The sequence below is a fragment of the Azospirillum sp. B2RO_4 genome (assembly GCF_051124815.1).
Classification (GTDB): domain Bacteria; phylum Pseudomonadota; class Alphaproteobacteria; order Azospirillales; family Azospirillaceae; genus Azospirillum.
This window is the reverse complement of sequence record NZ_CP118485.1, coordinates 2,351,848-2,376,383: the sequence shown is the minus strand read 5'-3', so window position 1 is coordinate 2,376,383 and position 24,536 is coordinate 2,351,848. Positions and strand designations below refer to the sequence as shown.

Annotated in this window: 23 protein-coding genes and 1 other RNA gene; 12 read left to right on the top strand and 12 right to left on the bottom strand. The window is 68.0% G+C overall.

The genetic code is table 11. The features are described from left to right. Window positions 1-42: 42 nt before the first annotated feature. The 3 genes from ffs to PWS46_RS11330 form a co-directional block, all read right to left on the bottom strand. Window positions 43-140: signal recognition particle sRNA small type (gene ffs, locus PWS46_RS11340), an RNA gene on the bottom strand. Between the two features lie 185 nt (window positions 141-325). Further along, complete coding sequence (locus PWS46_RS11335) at window positions 326-712, bottom strand: hypothetical protein (RefSeq protein WP_434615086.1); 387 nt, start codon at window positions 710-712, stop codon at window positions 326-328. A gap of 200 nt (window positions 713-912) precedes the next feature. Beyond that, window positions 913-2,106 (bottom strand): phosphoglycerate kinase, encoded by a 1,194-nt coding sequence (locus PWS46_RS11330; RefSeq protein WP_434615083.1) that lies wholly within the window; start codon window positions 2,104-2,106, stop codon window positions 913-915. Between the two features lie 299 nt (window positions 2,107-2,405). On the opposite strand from PWS46_RS11330, the gene PWS46_RS11325 reads away from it, so the two are divergent. Further along, complete coding sequence (locus PWS46_RS11325; RefSeq protein WP_434615080.1) at window positions 2,406-4,010, top strand: CHAD domain-containing protein; 1,605 nt, start codon at window positions 2,406-2,408, stop codon at window positions 4,008-4,010. Between the two features lie 11 nt (window positions 4,011-4,021). Next, window positions 4,022-4,645, top strand: a complete 624-nt coding sequence (locus PWS46_RS11320) for a ParA family protein (protein WP_085090297.1) — start codon at window positions 4,022-4,024, stop codon at window positions 4,643-4,645. A 43-nt stretch (window positions 4,646-4,688) separates the two neighbouring features. On the opposite strand, the gene PWS46_RS11315 is transcribed toward PWS46_RS11320, so the two are convergent. The 3 genes from PWS46_RS11315 to PWS46_RS11305 all read right to left on the bottom strand — a co-directional run bounded on the left by PWS46_RS11315 (window position 4,689) and on the right by PWS46_RS11305 (window position 7,365). Beyond that, window positions 4,689-5,483, bottom strand: a complete 795-nt coding sequence (locus PWS46_RS11315) for a methyltransferase domain-containing protein (protein WP_434615077.1) — start codon at window positions 5,481-5,483, stop codon at window positions 4,689-4,691. 80 nt (window positions 5,484-5,563) lie between these two features. After that, a complete protein-coding gene (locus tag PWS46_RS11310; RefSeq protein ID WP_085090296.1) occupies window positions 5,564-5,752 on the bottom strand; it encodes a hypothetical protein in 189 nt (62 codons plus the stop codon). A gap of 119 nt (window positions 5,753-5,871) precedes the next feature. Beyond that, window positions 5,872-7,365: a sensor histidine kinase gene (locus tag PWS46_RS11305; RefSeq protein ID WP_434615073.1), complete on the bottom strand. Its 1,494-nt coding sequence runs from the start codon at window positions 7,363-7,365 to the stop codon at window positions 5,872-5,874. Between the two features lie 130 nt (window positions 7,366-7,495). On the opposite strand from PWS46_RS11305, the gene rfaE1 reads away from it, so the two are divergent. The 3 genes from rfaE1 to PWS46_RS11290 all read left to right on the top strand — a co-directional run bounded on the left by rfaE1 (window position 7,496) and on the right by PWS46_RS11290 (window position 9,867). Further along, complete coding sequence (gene rfaE1 / locus PWS46_RS11300; protein ID WP_434615070.1) at window positions 7,496-8,941, top strand: D-glycero-beta-D-manno-heptose-7-phosphate kinase; 1,446 nt, start codon at window positions 7,496-7,498, stop codon at window positions 8,939-8,941. Window positions 8,942-9,138: 197 nt separating this feature from the next. Then, window positions 9,139-9,348, top strand: a complete 210-nt coding sequence (locus PWS46_RS11295) for a cold-shock protein (RefSeq protein ID WP_109052004.1) — start codon at window positions 9,139-9,141, stop codon at window positions 9,346-9,348. Window positions 9,349-9,498: 150 nt separating this feature from the next. Continuing rightward, window positions 9,499-9,867 carry a DUF6481 family protein gene (locus PWS46_RS11290; RefSeq protein ID WP_434615066.1) on the top strand — a complete coding sequence of 123 codons (369 nt, stop codon included), beginning with the start codon at window positions 9,499-9,501 and terminating at the stop codon, window positions 9,865-9,867. Window positions 9,868-10,050: 183 nt separating this feature from the next. Here PWS46_RS11290 and PWS46_RS11285 read toward each other — a convergent pair whose 3' ends face one another. Beyond that, a complete protein-coding gene (locus tag PWS46_RS11285; RefSeq protein WP_042443141.1) occupies window positions 10,051-10,209 on the bottom strand; it encodes an entericidin A/B family lipoprotein in 159 nt (52 codons plus the stop codon). A 175-nt stretch (window positions 10,210-10,384) separates the two neighbouring features. Between PWS46_RS11285 and PWS46_RS11280 the strand changes: the two genes are divergently transcribed. Together PWS46_RS11280 and lpdA are read left to right on the top strand one after the other, a co-directional pair. Beyond that, window positions 10,385-10,972, top strand: a complete 588-nt coding sequence (locus PWS46_RS11280; RefSeq protein ID WP_434615062.1) for a Uma2 family endonuclease — start codon at window positions 10,385-10,387, stop codon at window positions 10,970-10,972. Window positions 10,973-11,131: 159 nt separating this feature from the next. Beyond that, the gene (gene lpdA / locus PWS46_RS11275) at window positions 11,132-12,529 is read left to right on the top strand and encodes a dihydrolipoyl dehydrogenase (protein ID WP_434615059.1); all 1,398 of its coding nucleotides are present in this window, start codon (window positions 11,132-11,134) and stop codon (window positions 12,527-12,529) included. Window positions 12,530-12,616: 87 nt separating this feature from the next. On the opposite strand, the gene PWS46_RS11270 is transcribed toward lpdA, so the two are convergent. The 4 genes from PWS46_RS11270 to fsa form a co-directional block, all read right to left on the bottom strand. Beyond that, window positions 12,617-14,764 carry a methyl-accepting chemotaxis protein gene (locus PWS46_RS11270; protein ID WP_434615056.1) on the bottom strand — a complete coding sequence of 716 codons (2,148 nt, stop codon included), beginning with the start codon at window positions 14,762-14,764 and terminating at the stop codon, window positions 12,617-12,619. Window positions 14,765-15,107: 343 nt separating this feature from the next. Beyond that, entirely contained in the window at window positions 15,108-16,058 is a 951-nt protein-coding gene (locus PWS46_RS11265) for a tyrosine recombinase XerC (protein ID WP_434615053.1), read from the bottom strand. Continuing rightward, window positions 16,055-16,777 carry a DUF484 family protein gene (locus PWS46_RS11260; protein WP_149268122.1) on the bottom strand — a complete coding sequence of 241 codons (723 nt, stop codon included), beginning with the start codon at window positions 16,775-16,777 and terminating at the stop codon, window positions 16,055-16,057. Before PWS46_RS11260 ends, PWS46_RS11265 begins: the two co-directional genes overlap by 4 nt. 17 nt (window positions 16,778-16,794) lie before the next feature. Then, window positions 16,795-17,451 carry a fructose-6-phosphate aldolase gene (gene fsa / locus PWS46_RS11255; protein WP_085090287.1) on the bottom strand — a complete coding sequence of 219 codons (657 nt, stop codon included), beginning with the start codon at window positions 17,449-17,451 and terminating at the stop codon, window positions 16,795-16,797. 105 nt (window positions 17,452-17,556) lie between these two features. On the opposite strand from fsa, the gene PWS46_RS11250 reads away from it, so the two are divergent. Together PWS46_RS11250 and PWS46_RS11245 are read left to right on the top strand one after the other, a co-directional pair. After that, entirely contained in the window at window positions 17,557-19,875 is a 2,319-nt protein-coding gene (locus PWS46_RS11250) for a primosomal protein N' (protein ID WP_434615049.1), read from the top strand. Window positions 19,876-20,062: 187 nt separating this feature from the next. Next, window positions 20,063-20,578 carry a cache domain-containing protein gene (locus PWS46_RS11245; RefSeq protein WP_434615046.1) on the top strand — a complete coding sequence of 172 codons (516 nt, stop codon included), beginning with the start codon at window positions 20,063-20,065 and terminating at the stop codon, window positions 20,576-20,578. A gap of 111 nt (window positions 20,579-20,689) precedes the next feature. On the opposite strand, the gene PWS46_RS11240 is transcribed toward PWS46_RS11245, so the two are convergent. After that, a complete protein-coding gene (locus PWS46_RS11240) occupies window positions 20,690-21,073 on the bottom strand; it encodes a hypothetical protein (protein WP_434615044.1) in 384 nt (127 codons plus the stop codon). A 385-nt stretch (window positions 21,074-21,458) separates the two neighbouring features. Between PWS46_RS11240 and PWS46_RS11235 the strand changes: the two genes are divergently transcribed. The 3 genes from PWS46_RS11235 (at window position 21,459) to PWS46_RS11225 (ending at window position 24,534) form a co-directional block, all read left to right on the top strand. Continuing rightward, complete coding sequence (locus PWS46_RS11235) at window positions 21,459-22,028, top strand: F0F1 ATP synthase subunit delta (protein WP_295838745.1); 570 nt, start codon at window positions 21,459-21,461, stop codon at window positions 22,026-22,028. Then, window positions 22,028-23,557: a F0F1 ATP synthase subunit alpha gene (gene atpA / locus PWS46_RS11230; protein WP_434615040.1), complete on the top strand. Its 1,530-nt coding sequence runs from the start codon at window positions 22,028-22,030 to the stop codon at window positions 23,555-23,557. The genes PWS46_RS11235 and atpA overlap by 1 nt, the downstream gene beginning before the upstream one ends. 89 nt (window positions 23,558-23,646) lie before the next feature. Then, window positions 23,647-24,534: a F0F1 ATP synthase subunit gamma gene (locus PWS46_RS11225; protein ID WP_434615037.1), complete on the top strand. Its 888-nt coding sequence runs from the start codon at window positions 23,647-23,649 to the stop codon at window positions 24,532-24,534. Window positions 24,535-24,536 lie beyond the last annotated feature (2 nt).

Below are 24,536 nucleotides of genomic sequence, written 5' to 3'. Positions count from 1 at the left end.
GCGCTGTCGCCGTCTGTTTCGTGCTGGCAATTTGTGATGAGGGTGGGAGACTGGACGAACGACCCGAGCCGTAACTCGTTGCGGCTGCTTCCTTCCGGACCTGACCGGGTTGGCGAGGGACTCGTCCGACGCCAGCCTCCCGCCGCTGTTATGGCGATCTGTGCGGGCGGATGCAAGGGGAAACGATTCGCGTGTGGGGACGGCGTCGCGGATTATGGCCGATTATTTTTCGGACTATAATTTATGGCTCCGGCCATAATTGGTGCTAAGCGAGAAAGGAGAGGTGCCGTGGCACCTCCCCCGTCCGCCGAGCGTTTCTGCCGGATCACTGACCGGCGAGGTCGTAGGTCATGTAGAGGCTGTAGAGATAGCCGGCCGAGGTGTTGAGCGTGACCGACCAGCCCGCCGGCACATAGAGCGGATTGGGCAGCATCGCCGAACCCGTGATGGTGCTGGTGCTGGGCGAACAGGCGACGATCGGTCGGGCGGTCGCCCCGGTGCCGGGGGGAACCACGTTGACCGTCAGGTTCATCGCGCAGCCGGTGGTGATGGTCCGCAGATTGAGGCCATTGGTGTTGGTCGAACCGGCGATCAGGGTCTTGGTCGCCACGGTATCGACCGTGGAGAGGAAGGAGCCTCCGATCGGCTCCGCGGCGTTGACGGTGGCGGCGAAGGTCAGCGCGGCGAGGAAAGCGGCAAAAGCGGTCTTCATGGATGACGTCTCCGGCTAGGTTTGACGTCTTCCAATTACCGCGCACAGAAAGTTTTTGGGAAGAAATAGGAAAAAAGTCCAGCAACCCGTTGGCTGGTCAGGGAAATCCGTCAAAGAGGCTTTTGCCCTCCGGCTCCGGGATCAACGAAAAAGGGGGCGCTATGGCGCCCCCTTCCCGAACCCGCGTAATCGGGAACCGCTTACTTCTTCAGCGCCGCAACGCCCGGCAGTTCCTTGCCTTCCAACCATTCCAGGAAGGCGCCGCCGGCGGCGGACACGTAGGTGAACTTGTCCTCGACTCCGGCATGGGCCATCGCTGCGACGGTGTCGCCGCCGCCGGCGACCGACAGCAAGCCGCCGGCCTCGGTGCGGGCGGCGACCAGACCGGCCACCGCGTTGGTGCCGGCGTCGAAGGGCTGGATCTCGAAGGCGCCGAGCGGGCCGTTCCACACGACGGTCTTGGCGCCCTGCAGCTTCACGCCCAGGAATTCGACGGTGGCCGGGCCGATGTCCAGCGCCATCTCGTCAGCGCCGATGGCATCGAAGGCGACGACGCGGTTGGCGGCGCCGGCCTTGAACTCCTTGGCGACGACGAAGTCCTTCGGCAGCAGGATCTCGCAGTTGGCTTCCTTGGCGGTCGCCATGATGGCGCGGGCCTGGTCGGCCATGTCCTTCTCGCACAGCGAGGCGCCGACGTCGGTGCCCTGGGCGAACAGGAAGGTGTTGGCCATGCCGCCGCCCAGCACCAGCAGGTCCACCTTGCGGACCATGTTGCCGAGCAGCTCCAGCTTGGTGGAGATCTTCGCACCGCCGACGACGGCGGCCACGGGGCGCTCCGGCTTCTCCAGCGCCAGCGTCAGGGCCTTCAGCTCCGCTTCCATCAGGCGGCCGGCGGCGTTCGGCAGCAGGCGGGCGACACCCTCCGTCGAGGCATGGGCGCGGTGGGCGGCGGAGAAGGCGTCGTTGACGTAGATGTCGCCCAGCTCGGCCATCTGCTTGGCGAAGGCCGGATCGTTCTTTTCCTCTTCGGCGTGGAAGCGGGTGTTCTCCAGCAGGACGATGGCGCCGTCATGCACCTTGGCGATGGCCTCCTTGGCCTTGTCGCCGACGCAATCCTCGGCGAAGGCCACCTTCTGGCCGACGGCGGCGCTGAGCGCGTCCAGCACGTTGCGCAGGGAGTTCTTGGCGTCCGGGCCGTTCTTCGGGCGACCGAAATGCGACAGGACCACGACCTTGGCGCCCTTGGAGGACAGCTCCTTCAGGGTGGGGGCGAGGCGGTCGATGCGGGTGGTGTCGGACACCTTGCCGTCCTGCATCGGAACGTTCAGGTCGGCGCGGACCAGCACCGTCTTGCCGCTCACCTCAAGATCGTCGATCGTGTTGAAATCGGTCATCGTCACACTTCCCCAAGTTTGGCCGGTTCCTGTCGGGCCGGCCGTTTCAGTTTGCGGGAACCCAACCACAGCGCTGCTCGCTTTGCAACGCCCCAAGGGTGGGGTGAAATGGGGCATAATGACCCTGCAACCATGGCTAAAGCCTTGGCCGTACGGCCGGTTGCGATGGAGATGCGCCGCCCGTGGATGCTGCAACCCCAGGATCCTGCAACATTTCGGTAACTTGACCCTGTCCATAGGCTGTGCAAACACCCAACTGTAGGCCAATGGGCCGCAAAACGGGGGTTGAAGCGCAGGCGATGGCTGAGGCCGAGATCAACCGCGAGACGGAACTGAAGCTGACGGCGAAGCCGGAAGATTTCGACAAGCTTCGCGCCGCTCCCGCCATCGCAGACCGGACGGCTGGGCCGGCGGCGACGCGGACCCTGGAAAGCACCTACTACGACACCGAGGACCGCCGGCTCGCCGCGCGCAAGGTGACGCTGCGGGTGCGCAAGACCGGCGACGGCTATGTCCAGACGGTCAAGTCAGCGCCGGACGAAGACGGGCTGGGGCGTGGCGAGTGGGAATGCGCGGTGACCTCCGCCGCACCCGACCTGACGCTGATCGCCGACGGCGCCGCCATCGAGCTGCTGGGGGCGCTCAGCGACAAGGAACTGCGGCCGGTCTTCACCTCCATCGTCGAACGCACCACCCAGGACGTGACGCTGGGCGACGGCGACGATGCCGCGCTGATCGAGGTCGCCTTCGACCGCGGCCGGATCGAACTGCCCGACGGCCGGTCGCGCGACCTGTGCGAGGTCGAACTGGAGCTGAAGAACGGCACGCCCGCCGCGCTCTACGAACTGGCGCAGGAACTGACCAAGTCTGCCCCGCTGCGGCTGGAGATGCGGACCAAGGCGGAACGCGGCCACGCGCTTGCCAACGGCGCCGCCGACAAGGCGCTGAAGGCGGAAAAGCTGGTGCTGGACCCGGAGACCACGGTGGAGGGCGCGGTGGCGCGGATCGTCCGCGCCTGCCTCGCCCATATGGTGGCGAACGAGGCGGTGACGCTGGCCGGCGAGGATCCGGAGGGCGTGCACCAGATGCGCGTCGCGCTGCGCCGGCTGCGCTCGGCCACCGCGCTGTTCCGGCCCTTCATCCCGGCCATGCAGTATCTCTGGCTGGTCGGCGAGATCAAATGGCTGGCCGGCAGCCTGGGGCCGGCGCGCGACTGGGACGTGTTCGGCGAGGAACTGCTGGCGCCGGTGCGCGACGCCTTCCACAAGGCCGACGGCCATGGCCGCTCGGCGGTCGAGGACCTGGACGCGCTGGCGGCGGCGGCCGAGGCCAAGCGGCTGCGCGCCTATGAGGGCGTGCGCGAGGCGATCCGGTCCGAGCGCTACACCGCCTTCCTGCTGGGCGTCGGCAGCTGGGTGGAGAAGCGCGGCTGGCGCGACCAGCCGGTCAGCGAGGAGTCGGTGCGGCTGTTCCAGCCGGTGATCGGGCTGGCCGACCATCTGCTGAACAAGCGCCACAAGAAGGCCAAGCGGGCCGGCCACGGTTTCGCCCATCTGCCGGTGGCCCAACGCCACCGGCTGCGCATCGCCTTGAAGAAGCTGCGCTATGCCGTGGAGTTCTTCCGCAGCCTGTATGACGACAAGCCGGTGCGCCGCTACATCCAGCAGCTTGCCGCCCTGCAGGATGCGCTGGGGCATCTGAACGACGTGGCGACGGCGACGCGGCTTCTGCACGAGCTGCACGACGACGGCAGCCGCTCGGCTCCCGGCGAGCCGCGCGCCGCCGGCATCGTCATCGGCTGGCATGCCCGCGGGGTGGCCGACACCGAGGCGGCGCTGGTCGCCCTGTGGCATGATTTCATCGACACCAAGCATTTCTGGTCGAAGCCGGACGCCGCGGTGTAGAGTCCACGGCCATGCTCACAATCCTCGTCGCCAACATCAAGGGCGGCTGCGGCAAGACGACCGTCGCCACCCATCTCGCCGCCGCGTCCGCCGCGGCGGGCCTGCCCACCGTGCTGGCCGACGTCGACCGTCAGCGCTCCTCGCTCGGCTGGCTGGAGCGCCGGCCGGAGAAGGCGCCGCCGCTGGTCGGGCTGGACTGGGCCAAGGACTTCACCGACACGCCGCGCGGAACCAAGCGGCTGGTCATCGACGCACCCGCCGCGCTGAAGACCAAGCAGATCGAGGATCTGGTGAAGATGGCTGACATCGTCGTGTTGCCGGTGCTGCCCGGCGCCTTCGACGAGCAGGCGACACAGCGCTTCCTCACCAAGCTGGACGAGCTGAAGCGGATCGCCAAGAAGAAGACCACGGTGGCGGTGGTCGGCAACCGCATGCGCGCCCGCACCAAGGCCGCCGACCGGCTGGACCGCTTCCTGGGCGGCGTCGGCCATCAGGTGGTGACCCGGCTGCGCGACAGCCAGATCTATGCCGACGCGGCCGAAAGCGGTCTCAGCCTGTTCGACATGCCGGGCAAGCGCGCCGCCGAGCATCGCGGCGACTGGCAGCCGCTGCTGAGCTACATCGACGGGGTTTGAAGCAACCGGATTTAACTGGGCACCCGGTAAGGGCGGGCGTCCATCACACCCGCACCACCATGAACAGCCATTTGGTCGGGATCAGCGCGCTGCCGCTGGAATGCTCGGGATAGGCGACCTCCAGCCGGCGGCGGTAGGCGGCGAGGAAGCGGTCGAGTTCGGGGCCGGTCAGGCGGTCCATCACCGGGACCAGCGCCGACTGGTGCAGCCATTGCAGAAGCGGGACGTCGCCGTCCAGCGCGTGGAAATACTCGGTCTCCCACAGATCGACGGCGACGGCCTGGGGGCTGAGCCAGTCATAGTAATCCTGCGGGCCGTAGCTCCGGCCGCCGATTGGCGGGGCGGCGGGCCAGGCGCCGTGCAGCCGGTCGGACCAGGGACCGTCGGCAGCCGTGTCCAGCAGCAGGCGGTGGGCGGTCTGGTCCTGCGGGCGGGGCAGGGCGACGGCGAGCACGCCGCCGGGGCCGAGCGCCTGCAGCAGGTCGGGGAACAGCCGCTCATGCCCGGCGACGTGCTGCAGCCCACCTGCGGAGATGACGAGATCCGCCGGCCAGTGCGGGCGCCAGACCGTCAGGTCGGCCTGCTGGTAGCGCACGCGCGACGGCGTGTCGGCGGCCCAGCGCAGCATCGACGGGGACTGGTCGACCGCCAGCACGTCGGCCAGCGGCCAGCGCATCGCCAGCAACCGTGACAGCTGACCGGCACCGCAGCCGAGATCGACGATGGTGTTCGGCGTCAGGGAGAAGGGAAGCGCCGCCGTCAGGTCCATGACGGGACGACGGCGCAGGACGTCAATCGTCGCGAAGGCGTTGGGGTCCCATGCCATGTTCAGAGCCATGTGGCACCCGCTTGGTTGGGCGCCTGCCCCCCGGGGTGTTTCACCCGGCCTTCGCGTTTACCAGTCGCCTGTCGGCTTGGTCAGTGGGCGGAGCCCATGCGGTCGAAATAGCGGCCGATCGACGCGAAGATGAAGAGCACGCAGCCGAGGAAAACGATCAGACCGCCGGCCGCGAAGGCTTCGTCCGCCGCGCGCGAGGAGGCGAGCAGGCCGACGAAGGCCATGATGCCGGCGAGGATGGGGTTGATCCAGAAGGAGAAGGCTTTCACGTCCCGGAGTCCTTTCAGAACAAGGCGTTGTCAGGGTGGAAACGCCCGCCTCCCGCCCCGCCGGGCTGCCCGCGAACGCTTCGCTGTTGAAGGAATTCTGCGGGAGGGAGCCCGCGGAATCAATGCGACACAAACGACTTGTGCGCTGCAACAGCTACCGCAGCGGTGTCCGCGTTGCATTGCGGTATGTCAAGGGCGAAGGCCGTTCCTTCCGCGCCGCTCTCCACCAGCCGCAGATCGCCGCCATGGGCGCGCAGCACCTCGCGCGCGATGGCGAGGCCGAGGCCGATCCCGCCGGCCCGCGCCGATCCGGCGAAGGGCTGGAACAGGTTTTCCCGCGCGCGGGGGGCGAGGCCGGGGCCGTTGTCGGCGACGGTCAGGGTCAGGGTGCCCGCGCGCCCGGCGTGGGCGGACAGGCGCACCCGGTCGGCGCCTGCCTGCACCGCGTTGCGGCCGAGATTGACCAGGGCGCGGCCGAGCTGGGCGGCATCGACCTGGGCCAGGGTGCCGGCGGGGACGTCGTTGATCCACTCCGCCTCCACCCGGCCGCCGTCGGGACGGGCGGTGGCGAGCACCTCGGCCCCCGCCTCCTCGGCCAGCCGGTGCAGGTCGGTGGGCGCGGGGCTGAGCGGCAGGACGCCGTCGCGGGTGAAGGACAGGGTCTGGCTGCACAGTTCCACCGCCCGGTCGAGCGAGGCGACCAGCCGCGGCGTCACCCGTCGCACTTCCGGATCGGCGCTTTCGGTCATCCGCTCCGACAGGAGGGAGGCGGTGGAGAGGATGCCGCGCAGGTCGTGGTTGATCTTCGCCACCGCGGTGCCGAGCGTGGCGAGTCGCTCGCGCTGGCGCAGCGCCGCGCGCACCGTGCCCTGCATGGCGGCAAGCTCGCGCTCCGCCACGCCGATCTCGTCGGCGCGCCTGCCGGGCACCAGCGGCGGCGCGCCGTCGGGATCGCGGCGGAAGGCGACCACTTCGGCGGTCAGCCGCCGCATCGGCCGCACCAGCAGGGCGTGCAGCGTGACATAGACCAGGATGGCCGCGATCAGCGAGATGGCGACCGACACTGCCAGGATGCGGCGGGAAAAGTCCAGCATGGCGTCGATCAGCGGCCGTTCGTCCATCGTCACCTCGACACGCTGGGCCGGGTCGTTGGGCGAGCGGTCGATCACCCGGATCACCCGGTCGTGCCGCGGCCCCAGAGCGCCCCCCAGAGTGCCCTCCAACGCGCCCTCCAGGGCGAGCCACAGCGCGTTGCCGGCATCGACGAACTGCATGCCCATGCCGGTGCCGCGCAGGTCGTACACCGCATCGACCCGCGGCGGCATCGGGCTGGACAGCATGTAGACCCGCGCACCCGGCTGGATCAGGTCGATGACGTGGGTCCCGGTGTAGGCCAGCAGCTTCGCCTGAAGCTCCTTGGTCACCATCAGGTCGGGGGCGGCCTCCACCGACAGGGCTGCGATGTGGGCGGCGGCCAGCCGCTCCTCCAGATAACTCATGCGGAAGCGGGCGATGGAGGGGGCGTAGATCAGCACCTCCGCCAGCAGCACGAACAGGATAGTGAGCAGCAGCAGCTTGGCCGACAGGCTGGTCGCGACGGTGGGACGGGACATGGGGAGGACCAGCGGGGAGGGAGGGGGGTGTTGCCGGAACGCCATCGTACGACGGTGACAAACGAGCGTCACCAGTCCGGAGGCCCCGATCCTCTGGCGTTACCGCTTTGGCATTGGTAAGACAGGCGCCATGAGCGACCTTGCCCGTCACATCGACACCCTGTCGCGCGCCAACGTGCTGTGCCTTGGCGACGTGATGCTCGACCGTTTCGTCTATGGTTCGGTGGACCGGGTGTCGCCGGAGGCGCCGATCCCCGTCCTGCGCGTGGACCGCGAGGTTCCCAAACTGGGCGGCGCCGGCAATGTCGCCGCCAATCTGGTGGCGCTGGAGGCGGACTGCCGCTTCGTCTCGGTGGTGGGGCGCGACGGCATCGGCACCGACCTGCTGGCCCTGCTGCGGCGCGAGGGCGTCAGCGACGGCGCCATCGTGGTGGAAGACGGGCGGCAGACCACGGTCAAGACCCGCTTCATCGCCGGCCAGCAGCAGCTTCTGCGCACCGACATCGAGACGGTGGTGCCGATCACCGTCGCCGACCGCGTGCTGGAGCGCGTGCGCGAGCTGCTGCCCGAGGTGGGCGGCGTCATCCTGTCGGACTACGGCAAGGGCGTCCTGACCGACGAGCTGGTGGTGGCGGTGATCGCCGCCGCGCGGGACGCCGGGCGCATGGTGGTGGTGGACCCGAAGGGGCGCGATTACAGCCGCTATCGCGGGGCCGACATCGTCACGCCCAACCGCAAGGAGCTGATGGAGGCCACCGGCCTGCCGGCCCGCACCGACGAGGAGGTGATCGCCGCCGCGCGTCACCTGATCGCCACCTGCGGCATCGGCGCCGTCGTCGCCACCCGCAGCGAACAGGGCATGTCGGTGGTGACGGCCGGGGAGGCGGTGCATCTGCCGGCCGAGGCGCGCGAGGTGTTCGACGTATCGGGCGCCGGCGACACGGTGGTGGCGACGCTGACCGCCGCGCTGTCGGTGGGGATCGATCTGGTCGATTCGGCGCGGCTGGCCAATCTGGCGGCCGGCATCGTGGTGGGCAAGGTCGGCACCGCGGTCGTGCGCTCGGCCGAGCTGCTGTCCGGCCTGCACGAGCAGGAATGGCGCCACGGCGAGGAAAAGGTGCTGACCCGCGACGCCGCGGCGGAGCGGGCGGAGCGCTGGCGGCTGCGCGGCAAGCGGGTGGGCTTCACCAACGGCTGCTTCGACCTGCTGCACCCCGGCCACATCTCCCTGCTGAAACAGGCCCGCGCGGCCTGCGACGTGCTGGTGGTCGGGCTGAACAGCGACGCGTCGGTGAAGCGGCTGAAGGGCGACAGCCGGCCGGTGCAGAACGAGACGGCGCGCGCCACCGTGCTGGCGTCGCTGGGCTGCGTCGATCTGGTGGTGATCTTTGGCGAAGACACGCCGGAAACGCTGATCCACGCCCTGCGCCCCGACGTGCTGGTCAAGGGCGCGGACTACACCATCGCCACGGTGGTGGGGGCGGATTTCGTCCAGGGCTATGGCGGGAAAGTGGTGTTGGCCGAACTGGTGCAGGGCCAGAGCACGACCAACACCATCAAACGCATGAAAGGCTGAGACAAAAAGGCGGGCATCGGCGGCGAGCGTCGATTATAGCTTGTAAGCTGCCGATGCATGCCCCATCTATCGATGGTCGACGTTGCTCTGGGCTTTGTTATTCCGATCCGTCACGCGGATCTGGGTCTCTTCCCTGAAGTGAAATTGATGCGCCTGCGCAAACTCGCGCGGCGCAACGCCAGGAAGGGAACTGACCCATGGCTATCGGAACCGTCAAGTTTTTCAACTCCACCAAGGGCTTCGGCTTCATTCAGCCGGAAGACGGCACGGCCGACGTGTTCGTCCACATCTCCGCCGTCGAGCGCGCCGGGATCAGCAATCTCGGCGAAGGCCAGAAGCTGTCCTTCGACGCGATCCGCGATCCGCGCCGCGGCAAGGTTGCGGCCGAGAACCTCCGCGCTCTCTGAGCGCAGCAGGTTCGAAGAGAAAAAGGGCGGCTCCGGCCGCCTTTTTTTGTACCCGCCCCCTCGGTTGACGATGCCCGGCCCGACCGGCCCCCTGATCTTCCCAAGGATGATCGTCCCGAGGGAATGGCGAATTTCACGAAATGGATGGACATGAACGGTTTTAAGGATGCAGGGCTTTCGGAGCGTCTGAGCGCAGCCGCCGGCGCGAAGAAGGCACTGCTGGACAAGTTCAAGGCGCAGCCCGGTGTGAACGATCCGGTCTTCATGGAGCGCGAAGAGGCCCGGTTGGCCGTCCGCGTGGCCCGTGAGGCGCGCGAGGCCGAACGCAATGCGGCGCGCGAAGCCCGCAAGGCCGCCGAACAGGAAGCGTTGCAGGCCGAGCAGGCCGAACGGGCCGCCCGCGAGGCGCTGGCCGCCCAGGAGGTCGCCGAACAGGCCAAGCGCCAGGTGGCGACGGCAGCCGAGGCGAAGGCCGCCCGCGACGCCCGCTATGCGGCGCGCAAGGCCAGGAACCGCTGACCCGCATCGCGGGATGCCTTAGTCGACATGACGTGACGTGCCGCTCCGGTCGTCAAACCAAAACAGCCATGGAGCCTCATGCGTTCGATCCGAACCGCATTGGGCTCCATGGCTGTTTTGTTGGTGGGCGTTTTGCCGTCGGCCTTGGAAGGATGGATTTCCAAGGCCGCGCTGACTGCGGACTTACATCTTCTTCTGGACGTTGTCGGCGCCGCGTTCGATGGCGCGGCCACCGGCCTGCACGTCCTGGCCGGCGCCCTCGACGGTGTTGCAGGCGGCCAGCGTGGTGCCCAGCAGGGTGCCGAGGACGGCGAGCAGAGCGAACTTCTTGACGGTGGTCATGGTGGTCTCCGTTGCGGTGGCTGTGTGATGCCGATTGGAACGCAAGCGGGGCCGTAAAGGTTTCCGGATTCGAAAGGGGAGGGGGCTTGCGCAAAGGTGGTGCCCTTCGCTTCCGCCGTGGGATGGATTACATTGGGGTTGTTGCCGAACGTCCTGTCCCGGACCGGAGACCGCCATGCCGCTCGCCCGCCGCTTCACCCCGCTGACGACCGTCGAGGAATTCCTGGCAATGGAGTTCCGGGACGATGCCCGGTATGAGCTGGTCGATGGCGAGATCGTCGGGCAGGGGCATCCCAGCCGGGCGCACAGCACCTTGCAAGGTGCACTGACACGTCGGATCGGCAATTCGCTGGAAGACCGGAACCGTCGCACCGGCCAATCTTGCGTCGTCTTGCCGGAAGCCGGCGTCCGTCCGCATTTCGACCCGACCCACAATTACCGCGTCGCCGACCTTGCCGTGACCTGCGAGCCGTTCGATCCGGAAATTCCCTACACCACCGCGCCGGTGCTGCTGGTGGAGATTCTGTCGCCGACGGAGGAGAAGGCGCAGCGGGCCAAGCTGCACGCCTATGCCGCCATGCCGTCGGTGCGGGAGATCCTGTTCCTCGACTCGCGGATCGTCCGGGCGGAGCTGCACCGCCGCGATTCGGACAATCTCTGGCCGGCCGCGCCCGAGGTGCTGGAGGAGGACGGGCGGCTGGTGCTGGAGACCGCCGGCCTCGACATGCCGATGGCGGAGCTGTACCGCGACCTCGGGTTCTGACCTCCTTCCATCAGGCAACCCTGCGTCCAGAGACGAAGTGTCCCGTTGCCACGGGGCGTGAGCGCGGGCATAAATCGCCCCGCGGAATATCTCGCGGCCCTCCCCGCTGGATGGGACGGCTTTTGGCAACGAGCAAGAATGGCGAAAGGAAAGCCTCTCATGGCTGAAAGCACTTTTGACGTCGTCGTCGTCGGCGGCGGTCCCGGCGGGTATGTCTGCGCGATCCGTGCGGCGCAGCTCGGCTTCAAGGTCGCCTGCGTGGAAAAGCGGGGAACGCTCGGCGGCACCTGCCTGAACGTCGGCTGCATCCCGTCCAAGGCCCTGCTGGCCGCCTCGGAGAAGTTCGAGGAAGCGGCCCACGGCCTCGCCAAGTTCGGCATCAAGGTCGGCGGCGTCGAACTGGACCTGCCGGGCATGCTGGCCCACAAGGACAAGGTCGTTAAGGACAACGTCGGCGGCATCGAGTTCCTGTTCAAGAAGAACAAGGTCACCTGGCTGAAGGGCGCCGGCAAGATCACCGCCGCCAACACCGTCGAGGTCGAAGGCGTCGGCACCGTCACCGCGTCGAAGGCGATCGTCATCGCCACCGGCTCCGACGTGACCCCGCTGCCGGGCATTGCCATCGACGAGAAGCGCGTGGTGTCCTCCACCGGCGCCCTGTCGCTGCCGGAGGTGCCGAAGCATCTGGTCGTCATCGGCGGCGGCGTCATCGGTCTGGAGCTGGGCTCCGTCTGGGGCCGGCTGGGCGCCAAGGTGACGGTGGTCGAGTATCTCGACCGCGTGCTGCCGACGATGGACAACGAGCTGTCGAAGCAGGCCCAGCGCATCTTCGCCAAGCAGGGCATGGACTTCAAGCTGAGCACCAAGGTGACCGGCGCGTCGGTGACCGAGACCGGCGTGACCCTGACGGTCGAGCCCGCCGCCGGCGGCGAGGCGCAGACCATCGAGGCCGACACCGTCCTGGTCGCCATCGGCCGCCGCCCCTACACCGAAGGGCTGGGGCTTGAGGCGGTCGGCGTCGAGCTGGAGCGCGGCCGTGTGAAGATCGACGGCCATTTCCAGACCAACGTGCCCGGCATCTACGCCATCGGCGACGTGGTGGACGGCCCGATGCTGGCCCACAAGGCCGAGGAAGAGGGCGTGGCGCTGGCCGAGCAGCTGGCCGGCCAGAAGAGCCACGTCAACCACGACCTGGTTCCCGGCGTCGTCTACACTTGGCCGGAAGTCGCCGCCGTCGGCAAGACCGAGGAGCAGCTGAAGGCCGCGGGCGTCGCCTACAAGGCGGGCAAGTTCCCGTTCACCGCCAACGGCCGCGCCCGTGCCGGCGGCAACACCGACGGTTTCGTGAAGATCCTGTCGGATGCCTCCACCGATCAGGTGCTGGGCGTCCACATGATCGGCCCGAACGTGTCGGAGATGATCGGCGAGCTGGTTCTGGCCATGGAGTTCAGCGCGTCCGCCGAAGACGTCGCCCGCACCTGCCACGCCCACCCGACCCTGTCGGAAGCGGTCAAGGAAGCGGCGCTGGCGGTGGACGGTCGTCCGCTGCACATCTGATCCGCAGCCTGCAAAGTACGTAACGACGAAAGGCTCTCCCGCCGGCTGGCGGGAGAGCCTTTTTCGTTCTGGCGCCCATGCCGCCCGTCACGCCGCGCGGATGGTCGACAGGAAGCCGTTCACCGCAGTGCGCAGGCGGCCGGCGTCGCCGGCGAGCTGGCCGGAGACCGACAGGACGGTCTCGGCGGACCGGCCGGCTTCGACGGCGGCGCTGCGGACGTCGGCGATGGTCTTCGTCACCTCCTGGGTGCCGCTGGCGGCCTGCTGGACATTTCGGGCGATCTCGGCGGTGGCGGAGCCCTGTTCCTCCACCGCGGCGGCGATGGCGGTGGAGATCTCGTCGATCTGGGCGATGATGCCGCCGATGCCCTTGATGGCGCCGGCGGTCTCGTTGGTCACCCGCTGCATGCCGGTGACGTGGCCGGCGATCTCCTCCGTCGCGCGGGCGGTCTGGCTGGCCAAGCTCTTGACCTCCTGCGCCACCACGGCGAAGCCCTTGCCCGCCTCTCCGGCGCGGGCGGCCTCGATGGTGGCGTTCAGGGCCAGCAGGTTGGTCTGGCTGGCGATGTCCTGGATCAGCTGCACCACCGTGCCGATCTTCTCCGCCGCCTCGGTCAGGCTGAGTACTTGGCCATTGGCCTGCTGGGCTGCTCCCACCGCCTCGCGGGCGATCTGGGCGGAGCGGTTGACGCGCTCGCCGATCTCCTGGATCGACGCCGACAGCTCCTCGGTGGCGCTGGCGACGGTCTGCACGTTGCTGCTGGCATCCTGCGAGGCGTTGGCGACGACGCCGGCCTGCTGGCTGGTCTGGGTCGCGGTGGCGGTCATGGTCTGGGCGGTGCCGGTCATCGACTGGGCGGCGCGGTCGACGCCGTCCACCACATTCATCACCTGGGCTTCCAGAGTGTCGGCCAGCTGCAGCATGGCCTTGCGGCGTTCGGCGTCGGCCTTGGCCTGATCCTCGGCCCGCTGGTCGATCATCCGCTTCAGGTCGGCCAGCATCTTGCGCAGGGCGTCGGCGAGCGCGCCGACTTCGTCAGCCTGCCGGATGTCCAGCGTCTGGTCGAAGCGGCCGGCGGCGATGCCCTCGGCGAAGGCGACGCTGGCGCGGATCGGCCGGGCGACGCCGCCGGCGACCACCCACATCACCGCGACCGCGCCCAGTGCGACCAGGGCGCCGACGGTGACCTGCCACAGGATGCTGGAGTTGGCGCGCTCGCCCAGATTGGCGGCGAGAGCCATGCTGTCGGCCAGCACGATGTCCTTCGGCACCTGGACCAGCACGGCCCACGGCTTTTCGGTGTTGCCGAGCGTGATGGGAGCGAAGCTGCGCAGCATGTTGGTGGAGGCTTCGATGTCGACATGCGGCTTGCCCGCCTGGACGCTCGTAAGGTCCGCCTGCCACGAGGCATCGAAGGTGGAGATCGGCTGGCCGATCAGGTCGGGCCGCGCGCTGTGGGCGACGATCAGGCCCATGTTGCTGATGATGACCACCTGGCTGCGGCCTTCGAACACCGCGGCGCTGACCTTGGTCGACAGCTTCTGCACGAAGTCGAGGTTGAAGTCGGCGCCGGCCACGCCACGGAACTTGCCGCCGATGACGACCGGAACCGACAGGGTCGCCAGGAACACCTGCTTGCCCTGCACGATATAGGGCAGGGGGTCGAGCACGCTTTCGCGGCCGTTCTCCTGCGGGCCGATGTACCAGCCGCCCTTCATCACGCCGTTGGGGTGACGGTCGCGGCTGTCATACTCGACCAGCGGCTGCATGGCGATGCGGCCGTTCTGGTCGCGGTTCCAGTAGGGGATGAAGCGGCCGGTGGCGTCGGTGCCGGTTTCGCGGCGGTTGCGGAACTCCTCGTCCCGGCCGTCGAGCGCGTCCGGCTCCCAGGCCGAATAGGTGCCGTTGAACAGCGGGTTGTTCTTCAGGACCGACAGCAGGACGCCGTTGAAGGCCTCGCGCCGCTTTTCCGGCGGGACGTGGCCGGGCAGCCCATCGTCGGCGAGGCTGGCGAAGCTGCCGGCCATCGTCCGCGCGGCATTCAGTGCGGTGTCGAACTCCGACCGCAGCAGGCCGGCCTGGGTGGCTGCGAGGTTCTGCAGGGATTCCGTCGTCTTGCTCTCGATGATCCGTTCGACGTTGTCGGTCACGAACTCGTTGCTGGAGCGCGTCGACAGGACGGCGAAGCCGACGAGCACTGCGACGGTGCCCGCCAGACAGAGACCGGACAGCATCGCAATTTTTGACTGGATAGACTTTATTTGCATGATGGGTCCCCCGCTTAAGTCTCGCGCTGGGGAAGCATTCGATTTTTCCGGTTAATGAATTATAAACGCCTAATAAGGGGTGAGCGCTAGTCTTTCGGACGAAAGTATGATGTCCGTCAGTGATTGAAGCAATATCTTCGGCAAGTTGTGGTGGTGACTGAAGATGCGGAAAGTTGCTTTGGACATTATGTTCGCAAACGAATTACCGGCAATTTGCGTCCAGCATGGGGAAAGCCTCTTCCACCGGCCCGGAGAAAAGGCAGCTTGAATACCCGAATATGCATTCGATGATTGCGGAATCAGGTCCGCATCAGCCCTTGCGCGCCCGAGGATGGGCGTTGCGGTACACGTTCATCAGCTGCTCGTTCTCCACGTCCGTGTAGCGCTGGGTTGTGGAGAGCGAGGCGTGGCCGAGCAGGTCCTGGATGGCGCGCAGGTCGCCGCCGTCCGCCAAAAGATGGGTCGCGAAACTATGCCGCAGGGCGTGCGGGGTGGCGCTGTCGGGCATGCCCATCAGGGCGCGCAGCTTCTGCATCTGGTGCTGGGCAACGCTGGCGTTCAGCCGGCCGCCGCGGGTGCCGACGAACAGCGGGCCGTCGGGCGCCAGCGTGAAGGGGCACGACTCGATATAGGCGCGCACCGCCTCCGTCACCGCCGGCAGGACCGGGATCATGCGGTCCTTGCGCCCCTTGCCGGTGACGCGCAGCGTGTCGGTCAGCGGCGCGTCCTTGCGCGCCAGACCCAGCGCTTCGGAAATGCGCAGGCCGCAGCCGTAGAGAAGCGTGAAGAGGGCGCGGTCGCGCTTTCCGATCCAGGGTTCGTCGCGGTCGCGCTCGGCCTCCTCCAGCAGGCGGTCGGCGTCGATCTCCGTCAGCGGGCGCGGGGCGGGGCGTTTGACTTTCGGGGTGGCGAGGGTGGCGACGGCGGGATTGTGCAGCCGGCCGCTGCGGTCCATCCAGCGGAACAGGTTGCGCACCGCCGCCAGCTTGCGCGCCCGGCTGGCCCCGACCAGCCCATCCATCGCCAGCCTGGACATCCAGGCACGGAAATCCGCCGCCTTCAGGTCGCCCAGGTCGTTCAGCGAGGGCGGCGAGCCGCCGCGGAATTCGGTGAGGAAGCGCAGGAACTCGGCGACGTCGGCGGTGTAGGCCGACAGGGTGTGGCGGGAGACCGCCTTTTCGCTCTCCATCCAGCGGCGCCAGTGGACCAGCACGTCCTGAACGTCGGGCTTGGCGGAAAACCCCAATACCGGTTCGGTCACGCCGGCAGCTCCAGCCAGCCGCGGATGACCCGCTCGATGACGCGGGCGAGGAAGCCGACCAGCTCGGTGCCCTGGCCGGTGTGGAAGGTGTCGGGCTCGCGGCTGCCGAAGGCGAGCAGGCCGTCGGGCGTCTCGCTGGAAACCTGGATGCGGATCAGCGCCTCCGACCGGACGAGGCCGGCGCCGGGGCCGTAGATCTCGGGATCGCCCTGGATGTCGGTGTTCAGCACCACGTCGGCGCGGCCCAGCCGGTCGGCGATGGCGCCCGGCTCCACCACCCGCACGCCGGAGCGGTGGACATGGGGGATGTCGTTGCCGTTGGATTCGATGACCAGACAGGCGACGTCGAGGTCGAGCAGGACCGCGAGGTCGGTGGTGATGGTCTGGATCAGCTGCTCGAAGCTCTGGGCATCGAGCAGGAACAGGACCGCGGCATGGATGCGGTTCTGGCTGTTCAGGTTGGCCCGGCTGGTGCCGATCAGCTCGCGCTGCTGGTCCTTGAGGGTGCGGACCTCGGCGCGCAGCCGGTCGACCATGAAGGCCTGGAGGTCCACCACCCCACGCCCGCGGTCGACCGACGGCGGAGTCAGGTGGTGGACCAGATCGGCGTTCTGGGCCAGGAAGTCCGGGTGGGTCCGCAGATAGGCGCGCACATCCTCCGAAGAGAGCGTCGACGTCCGGTGCGGGCTGTGGCCCGGTTCGCGGCCCCTGTCGGCCATGATCGCTCCGGCCCGCCTTACAGGATCGACTGGCCGGTCTTCTTCCAGTCATCGACGAACTGGGAGAGACCCTTGTCGGTCAGCGGGTGGTTGAACAGCTGCTTCAGCACCGACGCCGGCGCGGTCACGACATGGGCGCCCAGGCGGGCGGCCTTGACGATGTGCATCGGGTTGCGGATCGAAGCGACCAGCACCTCGGTCTTGAAGGCGTCGTAGTTGTTATAGATCTCGCAGATGTCCTTGATGATGCCCATACCATCCTGGCCGATGTCGTCCAGGCGGCCGACGAAGGGCGACACGAAGCTGGCGCCGGCCTTGGCCGCCAGGATCGCCTGGGCGGGGGAGAAGCACAGCGTGACGTTGACCATCGTGCCTTCGGACGAGATGATCTTGCAGACCTTCAGGCCGGCCGGGGTCAGCGGCACCTTCACCGCGACGCGGTGGGAGATCTTGGCGATCTTGTGGGCCTCGGCGAGCATGGTCTCGAAGTCGGTGGACGCCACCTCGGCGCTGACCGGACCGTTGACGACGTCGCAAATCTCGGCCACGAGGTCGAGGAATTGACGGCCGGACTTGGCGATCAGGGAGGGGTTGGTGGTAACACCGTCCAGCAGGCCGGTATCGGCCAGATCGCGGATCTCGGCGATGTCGGCGGTGTCGACGAAGAACTTCATGACGAAGGGTCCATGCTTGCTGATGTTGACCGGAACCGGCCGCGCCGGAAAGCTGCCCGACGCGCCGTCCCGCCCGGTGCCCGGGACATGAGGCCACTCTAGCCGATGCGTTCGACTTCCGCCAGTTCCGCCCCGGGCTTTCAGGGGGATCTTCTTGGGGACACGCCCGAAACGGGGCAGCCCGAAGGCGATTCCGCGACCGAAACCGGCGATTTCCCGGCAAAGCCGCAGCCTCGCGGGTCCGACCGCCGCGTCGCCGTCCTGCTGCCGCTGCCGCTGCGCGAGGCCTACGACTACCGCGTGCCGGACGGCATGGATCTCGTCCCCGGCGATTTCGTCGAGGTGCCGCTGGGCCCGCGCCGGGTGATCGGCGTCGTCTGGGGTCCCGGCGCCGGGACGCTGGAGTCCGGCCGGCTGAAGCCGGTGGTGCGCCGGTTCGACGTGCCGCCGATGACCGAGGTCGGCCGCCGCTTCGTCGAATGGGTCGCCGCCTACACGATGACGCCGCCGGGCTTCGTCCTGCGCATGGCGGTCAGCGTGCCGTCGGCGCTGGAGCCGCCCAAGCCGATGCTGGCCTATCTGCGCAAGCAGGGGGCGGAGCCGCCGCCGGGCTTCAAGATGACCGACCCGCGCAAGCGCATCCTCGCCTTGCTGGAGGATACCCTCTCCGGGGGCCCGCCGCGCACCCCGGCGGAGCTGGCGGAGGAGGCCGGCTGCGGCGTGACGGTGGTGCGCGGGCTGGCCGAGGCCGGGCTGCTGGATCCCGTCATGCTGCAGCCGACACGGCTCGGCCGGCCGGACTGGCGCCGGCCCGGACCCAGCCTGTCGCCCGACCAGCGGGCGGCGGCCGACGATCTGCGGGCGCGGGTCGCGTCCGGCAGCTATTCCACTGTGCTGCTCGACGGCGTTACCGGGTCGGGCAAGACGGAGGTCTATTACGAGGCGATCTCGGCGGCGCTGGAACAGGGCAAACAGGCGCTGGTGCTGCTGCCGGAGATCGCGCTGTCGGCGCAGTGGCTCGACCGCTTCGCCCGGCGTTTCGGCGCGCCGCCGGCGGAATGGCATTCGGAGCTGACCGGCGCCCAGCGCCGCGACACCTGGCGCGCGGTGGCGAAGGGCGAGGTGCCGGTGGTGGTCGGCGCACGCTCGGCGCTGTTCCTGCCCTATCCGGATCTGGGCGTCATCATCGTCGATGAGGAGCACGACTCCGCCTACAAGCAGGAGGAGGGGGCGATCTACCACGCCCGCGACATGGCGGTGGCGCGGGCGCATCTCGGCGGGCTGCCGATCGCGCTGGTCTCCGCCACGCCGTCGCTGGAGACCAAGGTCAATGCCGACAGCCACCGCTACGCCCGCATCGAACTGCCGGCCCGCCATGGCGGCGCCGTGCTGCCCGACGTGGAACTGATCGACCTGCGGCGCGACCGTCCTCCCGCCCGGCATTGGCTGGCGCCCAGCCTGCGCAAGGCGCTGACCGACACGCTGGCCGGCGGCGAGCAGGCGATGCTGTTCCTAAACCGCCGCGGCTACGCCCCGCTGACCCTGTGCCGCGCCTGCGGCCACCGCATGCAATGTCCGAACTGCACGGCGTGGCTGGTGGAGCACCGGCTCGCCCGCAAGCTGCAATGCCACCATTGCGGTTTGCAGCAGCCCTTGCCCCATGCCTGCCCGGAATGCGGGGAGGAGGGCACCATGGCCGCCTGCGGTCCCGGCGTGGAGCGCATCGCCGAGGAGGTGGCGGAGCTGTTCCCCGAGGCGCGCGCCGCCATCATGGCGTCCGACACCCTGCATGGCCCGCGCGCCATCCAGGAGATGGTCGAGAGCATCGGCCGGCACGAGCTGGACATCATCATCGGTACCCAGGTGATGGCGAAGGGCCACCATTTCCCGATGCTGACGCTGGTGGGGGTGGTCGATGCCGATCTGGGGCTGAACGGTGGTGACCTGCGGGCGGCGGAGCGCACCTATCAGCTGCTGCATCAGGTGGCCGGGCGCGCCGGGCGCGGCGAACGGCCGGGGCGGGTGATGCTGCAGACCTTCATGCCCGAACATCCGGTGATGCAGGCGCTGGCCGCCGGCGACCGCGACGGCTTCTATCAGCTGGAGGCCGAGATGCGGCTGGAGGCCGGCATGCCGCCCTTCGGCCGGCTGGCGGCGCTGATCGTCTCCGGCGAGGATCCGACGCTGGTGGAGCGGGTGGCGATGGCGCTGGGCCGGGCCGCCCCGCGCAGCGACTCGGTCCACATATTGGGGCCGGCCCCGGCGCCGCTGGCCCTGCTGCGCGGACGGCACCGCCGCCGCCTGCTGCTGAAGGCGCCGCGCAGCACCCAGGTGCAGCCGCTGATCGCGGAATGGCTGGAGCGGGTCGAGATTCCGCCGGCCATCCGGGTGCAGATCGATGTCGACCCCTATAGCTTCCTTTAGCCGGCGTTAGGGCGGGCGGGGCAGGCTGCGGCGAATTGACACGATTCGCGCGCGGGAGGGAGCAGGCATGGCACCTGTGACGTTTGGTCCATTGCGCGGTGTCGGTCATGGTATTACCACGGCCGGGATGGTTCCGAATCCGAACTTCCTTCCCGGAGCCAAACGTCACAGGCACAGGTTCAGGCTGATGGTCGGCATGCTCTCCAAGCTTCGTCTGCGGGTTCAGCGGCAAACGCTGCTGACCGTCCTGCCTGTCCTTCTGCTGCTTGTGGTCATCGCCTTTGCCGCCGGCGCCCCGGCCCGCACCCGCGGCACCGATGCCGAAGCGCTGACGATGATCGACCGCGCCGAACAGCTGCTGGAGCGGATCGGTCCGGACGCGGCGGCCGAAGCCTTTGCCGCCCATGATAGCGCTTTCACCGACCGCGACCTCTACCCGATGCTGCTGGACGACAAGGGTGTGATGGTCGCCCATGGCTGGACCGCGACGCTGAACGGGTCGAACCTGAAGGAGCTGCGCGACGTAGACGGCAAGCCCTTCATCCGCGAGGCGCTGGACGGGGTGGCGCGCGACGGCCGCACCGACGTCACCTATCAATGGATCGATCCGCTGACCGGGCAGGTGACGCGCAAGACGATGCATGCCCGCCGTCTGGTTCTGAACGGCAAGCCCTACATGCTGGCGGTCGGCGTCTATCGTTGAGGCTTTTATGAAACCGCTGCGGCAGGATGCCGCAGGTCGCTTTTTTACATGGTGAAAATTACCGCGGCCAAATCCTGGGACCAAATCCGAGGGGCCAAATCCAAAAAGAGGTCAGGGCGAGCGCGGGCGGCGCGGGCGCCAGATCGACAGGCATTCGGCGGCGTTGTCGCCGGCCCCGATGCCGTACCAGCCCGAGCGGTCGTGGAAGGACAGGCTGTAGCGCCCCTTGGCGTCGCGTTCGAAGCGGAAGACCGGGCGGTCGACCTCCGGCAGCAGCACCAGAAGCCGGTCGTGGGTGCGTGCCGACTCGCGCAGCACGCCGACCCAATGGCCGTCCCGAATCTTCGGTTCGGCCACGGCGGCGAAGGCGTCCAGATCGTCCGGGGTAAAGCGGGCGCGGCTGAACTGGATGACGTTCGGCGCACGCTCCTCCAGCCGGATGCCGGCGCCGGCGTCGCTGTCCGCAGGGGTGTCGGTCGTCGGCAGGATGGTCATGGCGGATAGGGCCTCTGGTCTCTCGGGACCGGCTGAGGCGGGGCAAAACGACAGCAATACCAAGGTCGGATCGGCCGCCCGCGCGGTTCCGGCCGACCGTGGATCAGATTGGTTAACCTTGAATTAAACCACGAATAGGGCCACAACGAAGTCACAGCCGGTATGACCAGTCGAGCGGGACTCGAGTCCTCGGCGAACGCAGTTGCGACCAATGATTCCGCAGTTGCTCAAAACGCCGCAGCCAAATTGTCCAGACCCCGTTGCGTGGTGGCGATTCCTGTGATATTGGACCGCTCGCTTTCGCGGCCGGGGTGTTTGTGCCTCGGGTTGACACCCTATAAGGCCGCCGAATTCACCGTCTACCGAACTCAATTCGAGGGATCAGGTGGCATCCGAAGGAACAGGCGTATCCGAACTCGCCGCGCGTTACTCCACCGCGCTGTTCGAGCTTGCGGACGAAAACCAGGCGTTGGACACGGTCGCGAGCGATCTTGCCACGCTGAAGCAGATCCTGGCCGAGAGCGCTGACCTCCGTCGCCTCGTCCGCAGCCCCGTCATCAGCCGCGCCGATCAGGGCAAGGCCATGGCCGCTGTCCTGGACAGCGCCGGCGTGTCCGATCTGACCAAGCGCTTCATCGGGCTGGTGGCGGCCAACCGCCGCCTGTTCTCGATCGACGGGATGATCGACGGCTTCCTGGCCGAACTGGCCCGGCGCCGCGGCGAGGTCACGGCGCAGGTCACCTCGGCCCAGCCGCTGAGCGACGCCCAGCGCAATGCCGTCATCGACGCGCTCAAGGCGTCCATCGGTTCCAAGGTGTTGGTGAACACCTCCGTCGATCCGGAGCTGATCGGCGGCATGATCGTTAAGTTCGGCTCGCGCATGGTCGATACCTCGGTGCGCACGAAGCTGAACAAATTGCAACTCGCCATGAAGGCCTCAGGGGGATCAGTCTGATGGATATCCGCGCCGCAGAAATCTCTGCGATCCTCAAGCAGCAGATCGCGAATTTCGGGACCGAGGCGGATGTCGCCGAGGTTGGTCAGGTCCTGTCGGTGGGTGACGGCGTCGCCCGCGTGCACGGCCTGGACAACGTCCGCGCCGGCGAAATGGTCGAGTTCCCGGGTGGCCTGCAGGGCATGGCGCTGAACCTCGAGACCGACAATGTCGGTATCGTGATCTTCGGCGACGACCGCGGCATCAAGGAAGGCGACACCGTCAAGCGCACCGGCACCATCGTCGACGTTCCGGTCGGCCGTGGCCTGCTGGGCCGCGTGGTCGACGGCCTCGGCAACCCGATCGACGGCAAGGGTCCGCTGGTCGACGTCGAGCGCAAGCGCGTCGAGGTCAAGGCCCCCGGCATCATCCCGCGCAAGTCGGTGCACGAGCCGATGCAGACCGGCCTGAAGGCCGTCGACAGCCTGGTTCCGATCGGGCGCGGCCAGCGCGAGCTGATCATCGGTGACCGTCAGACCGGCAAGACCGCCGTCGTCATCGACACCTTCCTGAACCAGAAGCCGATCAACCAGGGCGACGACGAGAGCAAGAAGCTCTACTGCATCTACGTCGCCGTCGGCCAGAAGCGCTCCACCGTCGCCCAGATCGTCAAGACCCTGGAAGACGCCGGCGCCATGGAATACTCCATCGTCGTCGCCGCCACCGCGTCGGAGCCGGCTCCGCTGCAGTTCCTGGCGCCGTACACCGGCTGCACGATGGGCGAGTATTTCCGCGACAACGGCATGCACGCCCTGATCGTGTACGACGATCTGTCCAAGCAGGCCGTCGCCTACCGCCAGATGTCGCTGCTGCTCCGCCGTCCGCCGGGCCGCGAAGCCTATCCGGGCGACGTGTTCTACCTCCACAGCCGCCTGCTGGAGCGCGCCGCCAAGATGGGCGACGCCCACGGCAACGGCTCGCTGACCGCCCTGCCGGTCATCGAGACCCAGGCCGGCGACGTGTCCGCCTACATCCCGACCAACGTGATCTCGATCACCGACGGTCAGATCTTCCTGGAAACCGGCCTGTTCTATAAGGGCATCCGCCCCGCCATCAACGTCGGTCTGTCGGTGAGCCGCGTCGGCTCCGCCGCCCAGATCAAGGCGATGAAGCAGGTCGCCGGCACCATCAAGATGGAACTCGCGCAGTACCGCGAGATGGCCGCCTTCGCCCAGTTCGCATCGGACCTCGACGCCTCGACCCAGCGCCTGCTGGCCCGCGGCGCCCGTCTGACCGAGCTGCTGAAGCAGGGCCAGTTCCAGCCGCTGCCCGTCGAAGAGCAGGTCGTCTCGATCTTCGCCGGCGTGAAGGGCTACCTGGACGCCATCCGCGTCGAGGACGTGAACCGCTTCGAGGCCAAGTTCCTGTCGGAAATCCGCGCCAAGGGCGCCGATATCCTGGCGGCGATCCGCACCGACAAGCAGATCACCTCGGCGACCGAAGAGAAGCTGAAGGCCTTCCTCGACGGCTTCGCCAAGGTCTTCGTCTGACCGACCGCGCGCGGGGGCGGGAAACCGCCCCCCCCATCGTCCTGTAAAGACGGTCGCGGAATGACCTCGAGCGGAATTGAAGGGCCGGCATGCCTAACCTCAAGGACCTAAAGAACCGGATCGCGAGCGTCCAGTCGACGCGCAAGATCACCTCGGCCATGAAGATGGTCGCGGCTTCCAAGCTGCGCCGCGCCCAGGAGCAGGCGGAAGCCAGCGGTCCCTACGCGGAGCGTATGGGCCGCATGCTGTCGTCGCTGGCCGCCAACGTGCAGGACAGCGGCAACGGCCCGAAGCTGATGACCGGGACGGGCGCCGATCAGGTGCATCTGCTGGTCGTCATCAGCTCCGACCGCGGTCTGTGCGGCGCCTTCAACGGCTCCATCGTCCGCGAGGCCAAGCGCCAGATCACCCGCCTGCAGGGCGAGGGCAAGACCGTGAAGCTGCTGACCGTCGGCCGCAAGGCCCGCGACCAGCTGAAGCGCGAATACGCCTCCCTGATCGTCGAGAGCTACGAGGATGTCGGCCGCCGCCGGCTCGGCTTCAGCGATGCCGACATGGTAGCGACGAAGGTGCTGTCGATGTTCGACGCCGGCGAGTTCGACGTCTGCTCGGTCATCTTCAACAAGTTCAAGTCGGCGATCTCGCAGGTCGTCACGGTTCAGCAGCTCATCCCCTTCGCCGTCGCCACCGAGGCCGCCGAGGCCGCCGGCGCCGAGGCCAAGGCGATGTACGAGTTCGAGCCGGACGAGGAGCAGATCCTCGCCGAACTGCTGCCGCGCAACCTGTCCATCCAGATCTACCGCGCCCTCCTGGAGAGCGCCGCGTCCGAACAGGGCGCCCGGATGACCGCGATGGACAACGCGACGCGCAACGCCGGCGACATGATCAACAAGCTGACGATCACCTACAACCGGACGCGCCAGGCCTACATCACCAAGGAGCTGATCGAGATCATCTCCGGTGCCGAGGCCCTCTAAAC

Excerpts from the sequence above, each read along its gene's own strand:
- PWS46_RS11260 (WP_149268122.1), bottom strand. The coding sequence starts at position 16,777 with ATGGCCGACAGGGGCCGCGAACCGGGCCACAGCCCGCACCGGACGTCG.
- PWS46_RS11245 (WP_434615046.1), top strand. The coding sequence starts at position 20,063 with ATGGTCGGCATGCTCTCCAAGCTTCGTCTGCGGGTTCAGCGGCAAACG.
- PWS46_RS11240 (WP_434615044.1), bottom strand. The coding sequence starts at position 21,073 with ATGACCATCCTGCCGACGACCGACACCCCTGCGGACAGCGACGCCGGC.
- PWS46_RS11295 (WP_109052004.1), top strand. The coding sequence starts at position 9,139 with ATGGCTATCGGAACCGTCAAGTTTTTCAACTCCACCAAGGGCTTCGGC.
- fsa (WP_085090287.1), bottom strand. The coding sequence starts at position 17,451 with ATGAAGTTCTTCGTCGACACCGCCGACATCGCCGAGATCCGCGATCTG.
- PWS46_RS11290 (WP_434615066.1), top strand. The coding sequence starts at position 9,499 with ATGAACGGTTTTAAGGATGCAGGGCTTTCGGAGCGTCTGAGCGCAGCC.
- atpA (WP_434615040.1), top strand. The coding sequence starts at position 22,028 with ATGGATATCCGCGCCGCAGAAATCTCTGCGATCCTCAAGCAGCAGATC.
- rfaE1 (WP_434615070.1), top strand. The coding sequence starts at position 7,496 with ATGAGCGACCTTGCCCGTCACATCGACACCCTGTCGCGCGCCAACGTG.
- PWS46_RS11225 (WP_434615037.1), top strand. The coding sequence starts at position 23,647 with ATGCCTAACCTCAAGGACCTAAAGAACCGGATCGCGAGCGTCCAGTCG.
- PWS46_RS11285 (WP_042443141.1), bottom strand. The coding sequence starts at position 10,209 with ATGACCACCGTCAAGAAGTTCGCTCTGCTCGCCGTCCTCGGCACCCTG.
- lpdA (WP_434615059.1), top strand. The coding sequence starts at position 11,132 with ATGGCTGAAAGCACTTTTGACGTCGTCGTCGTCGGCGGCGGTCCCGGC.
- PWS46_RS11320 (WP_085090297.1), top strand. The coding sequence starts at position 4,022 with ATGCTCACAATCCTCGTCGCCAACATCAAGGGCGGCTGCGGCAAGACG.
- PWS46_RS11330 (WP_434615083.1), bottom strand. The coding sequence starts at position 2,106 with ATGACCGATTTCAACACGATCGACGATCTTGAGGTGAGCGGCAAGACG.
- PWS46_RS11305 (WP_434615073.1), bottom strand. The coding sequence starts at position 7,365 with ATGTCCCGTCCCACCGTCGCGACCAGCCTGTCGGCCAAGCTGCTGCTG.
- PWS46_RS11250 (WP_434615049.1), top strand. The coding sequence starts at position 17,557 with ATGCGTTCGACTTCCGCCAGTTCCGCCCCGGGCTTTCAGGGGGATCTT.
- PWS46_RS11280 (WP_434615062.1), top strand. The coding sequence starts at position 10,385 with ATGCCGCTCGCCCGCCGCTTCACCCCGCTGACGACCGTCGAGGAATTC.
- PWS46_RS11315 (WP_434615077.1), bottom strand. The coding sequence starts at position 5,483 with ATGGCTCTGAACATGGCATGGGACCCCAACGCCTTCGCGACGATTGAC.
- PWS46_RS11325 (WP_434615080.1), top strand. The coding sequence starts at position 2,406 with ATGGCTGAGGCCGAGATCAACCGCGAGACGGAACTGAAGCTGACGGCG.
- PWS46_RS11335 (WP_434615086.1), bottom strand. The coding sequence starts at position 712 with ATGAAGACCGCTTTTGCCGCTTTCCTCGCCGCGCTGACCTTCGCCGCC.
- PWS46_RS11270 (WP_434615056.1), bottom strand. The coding sequence starts at position 14,764 with ATGCTGTCCGGTCTCTGTCTGGCGGGCACCGTCGCAGTGCTCGTCGGC.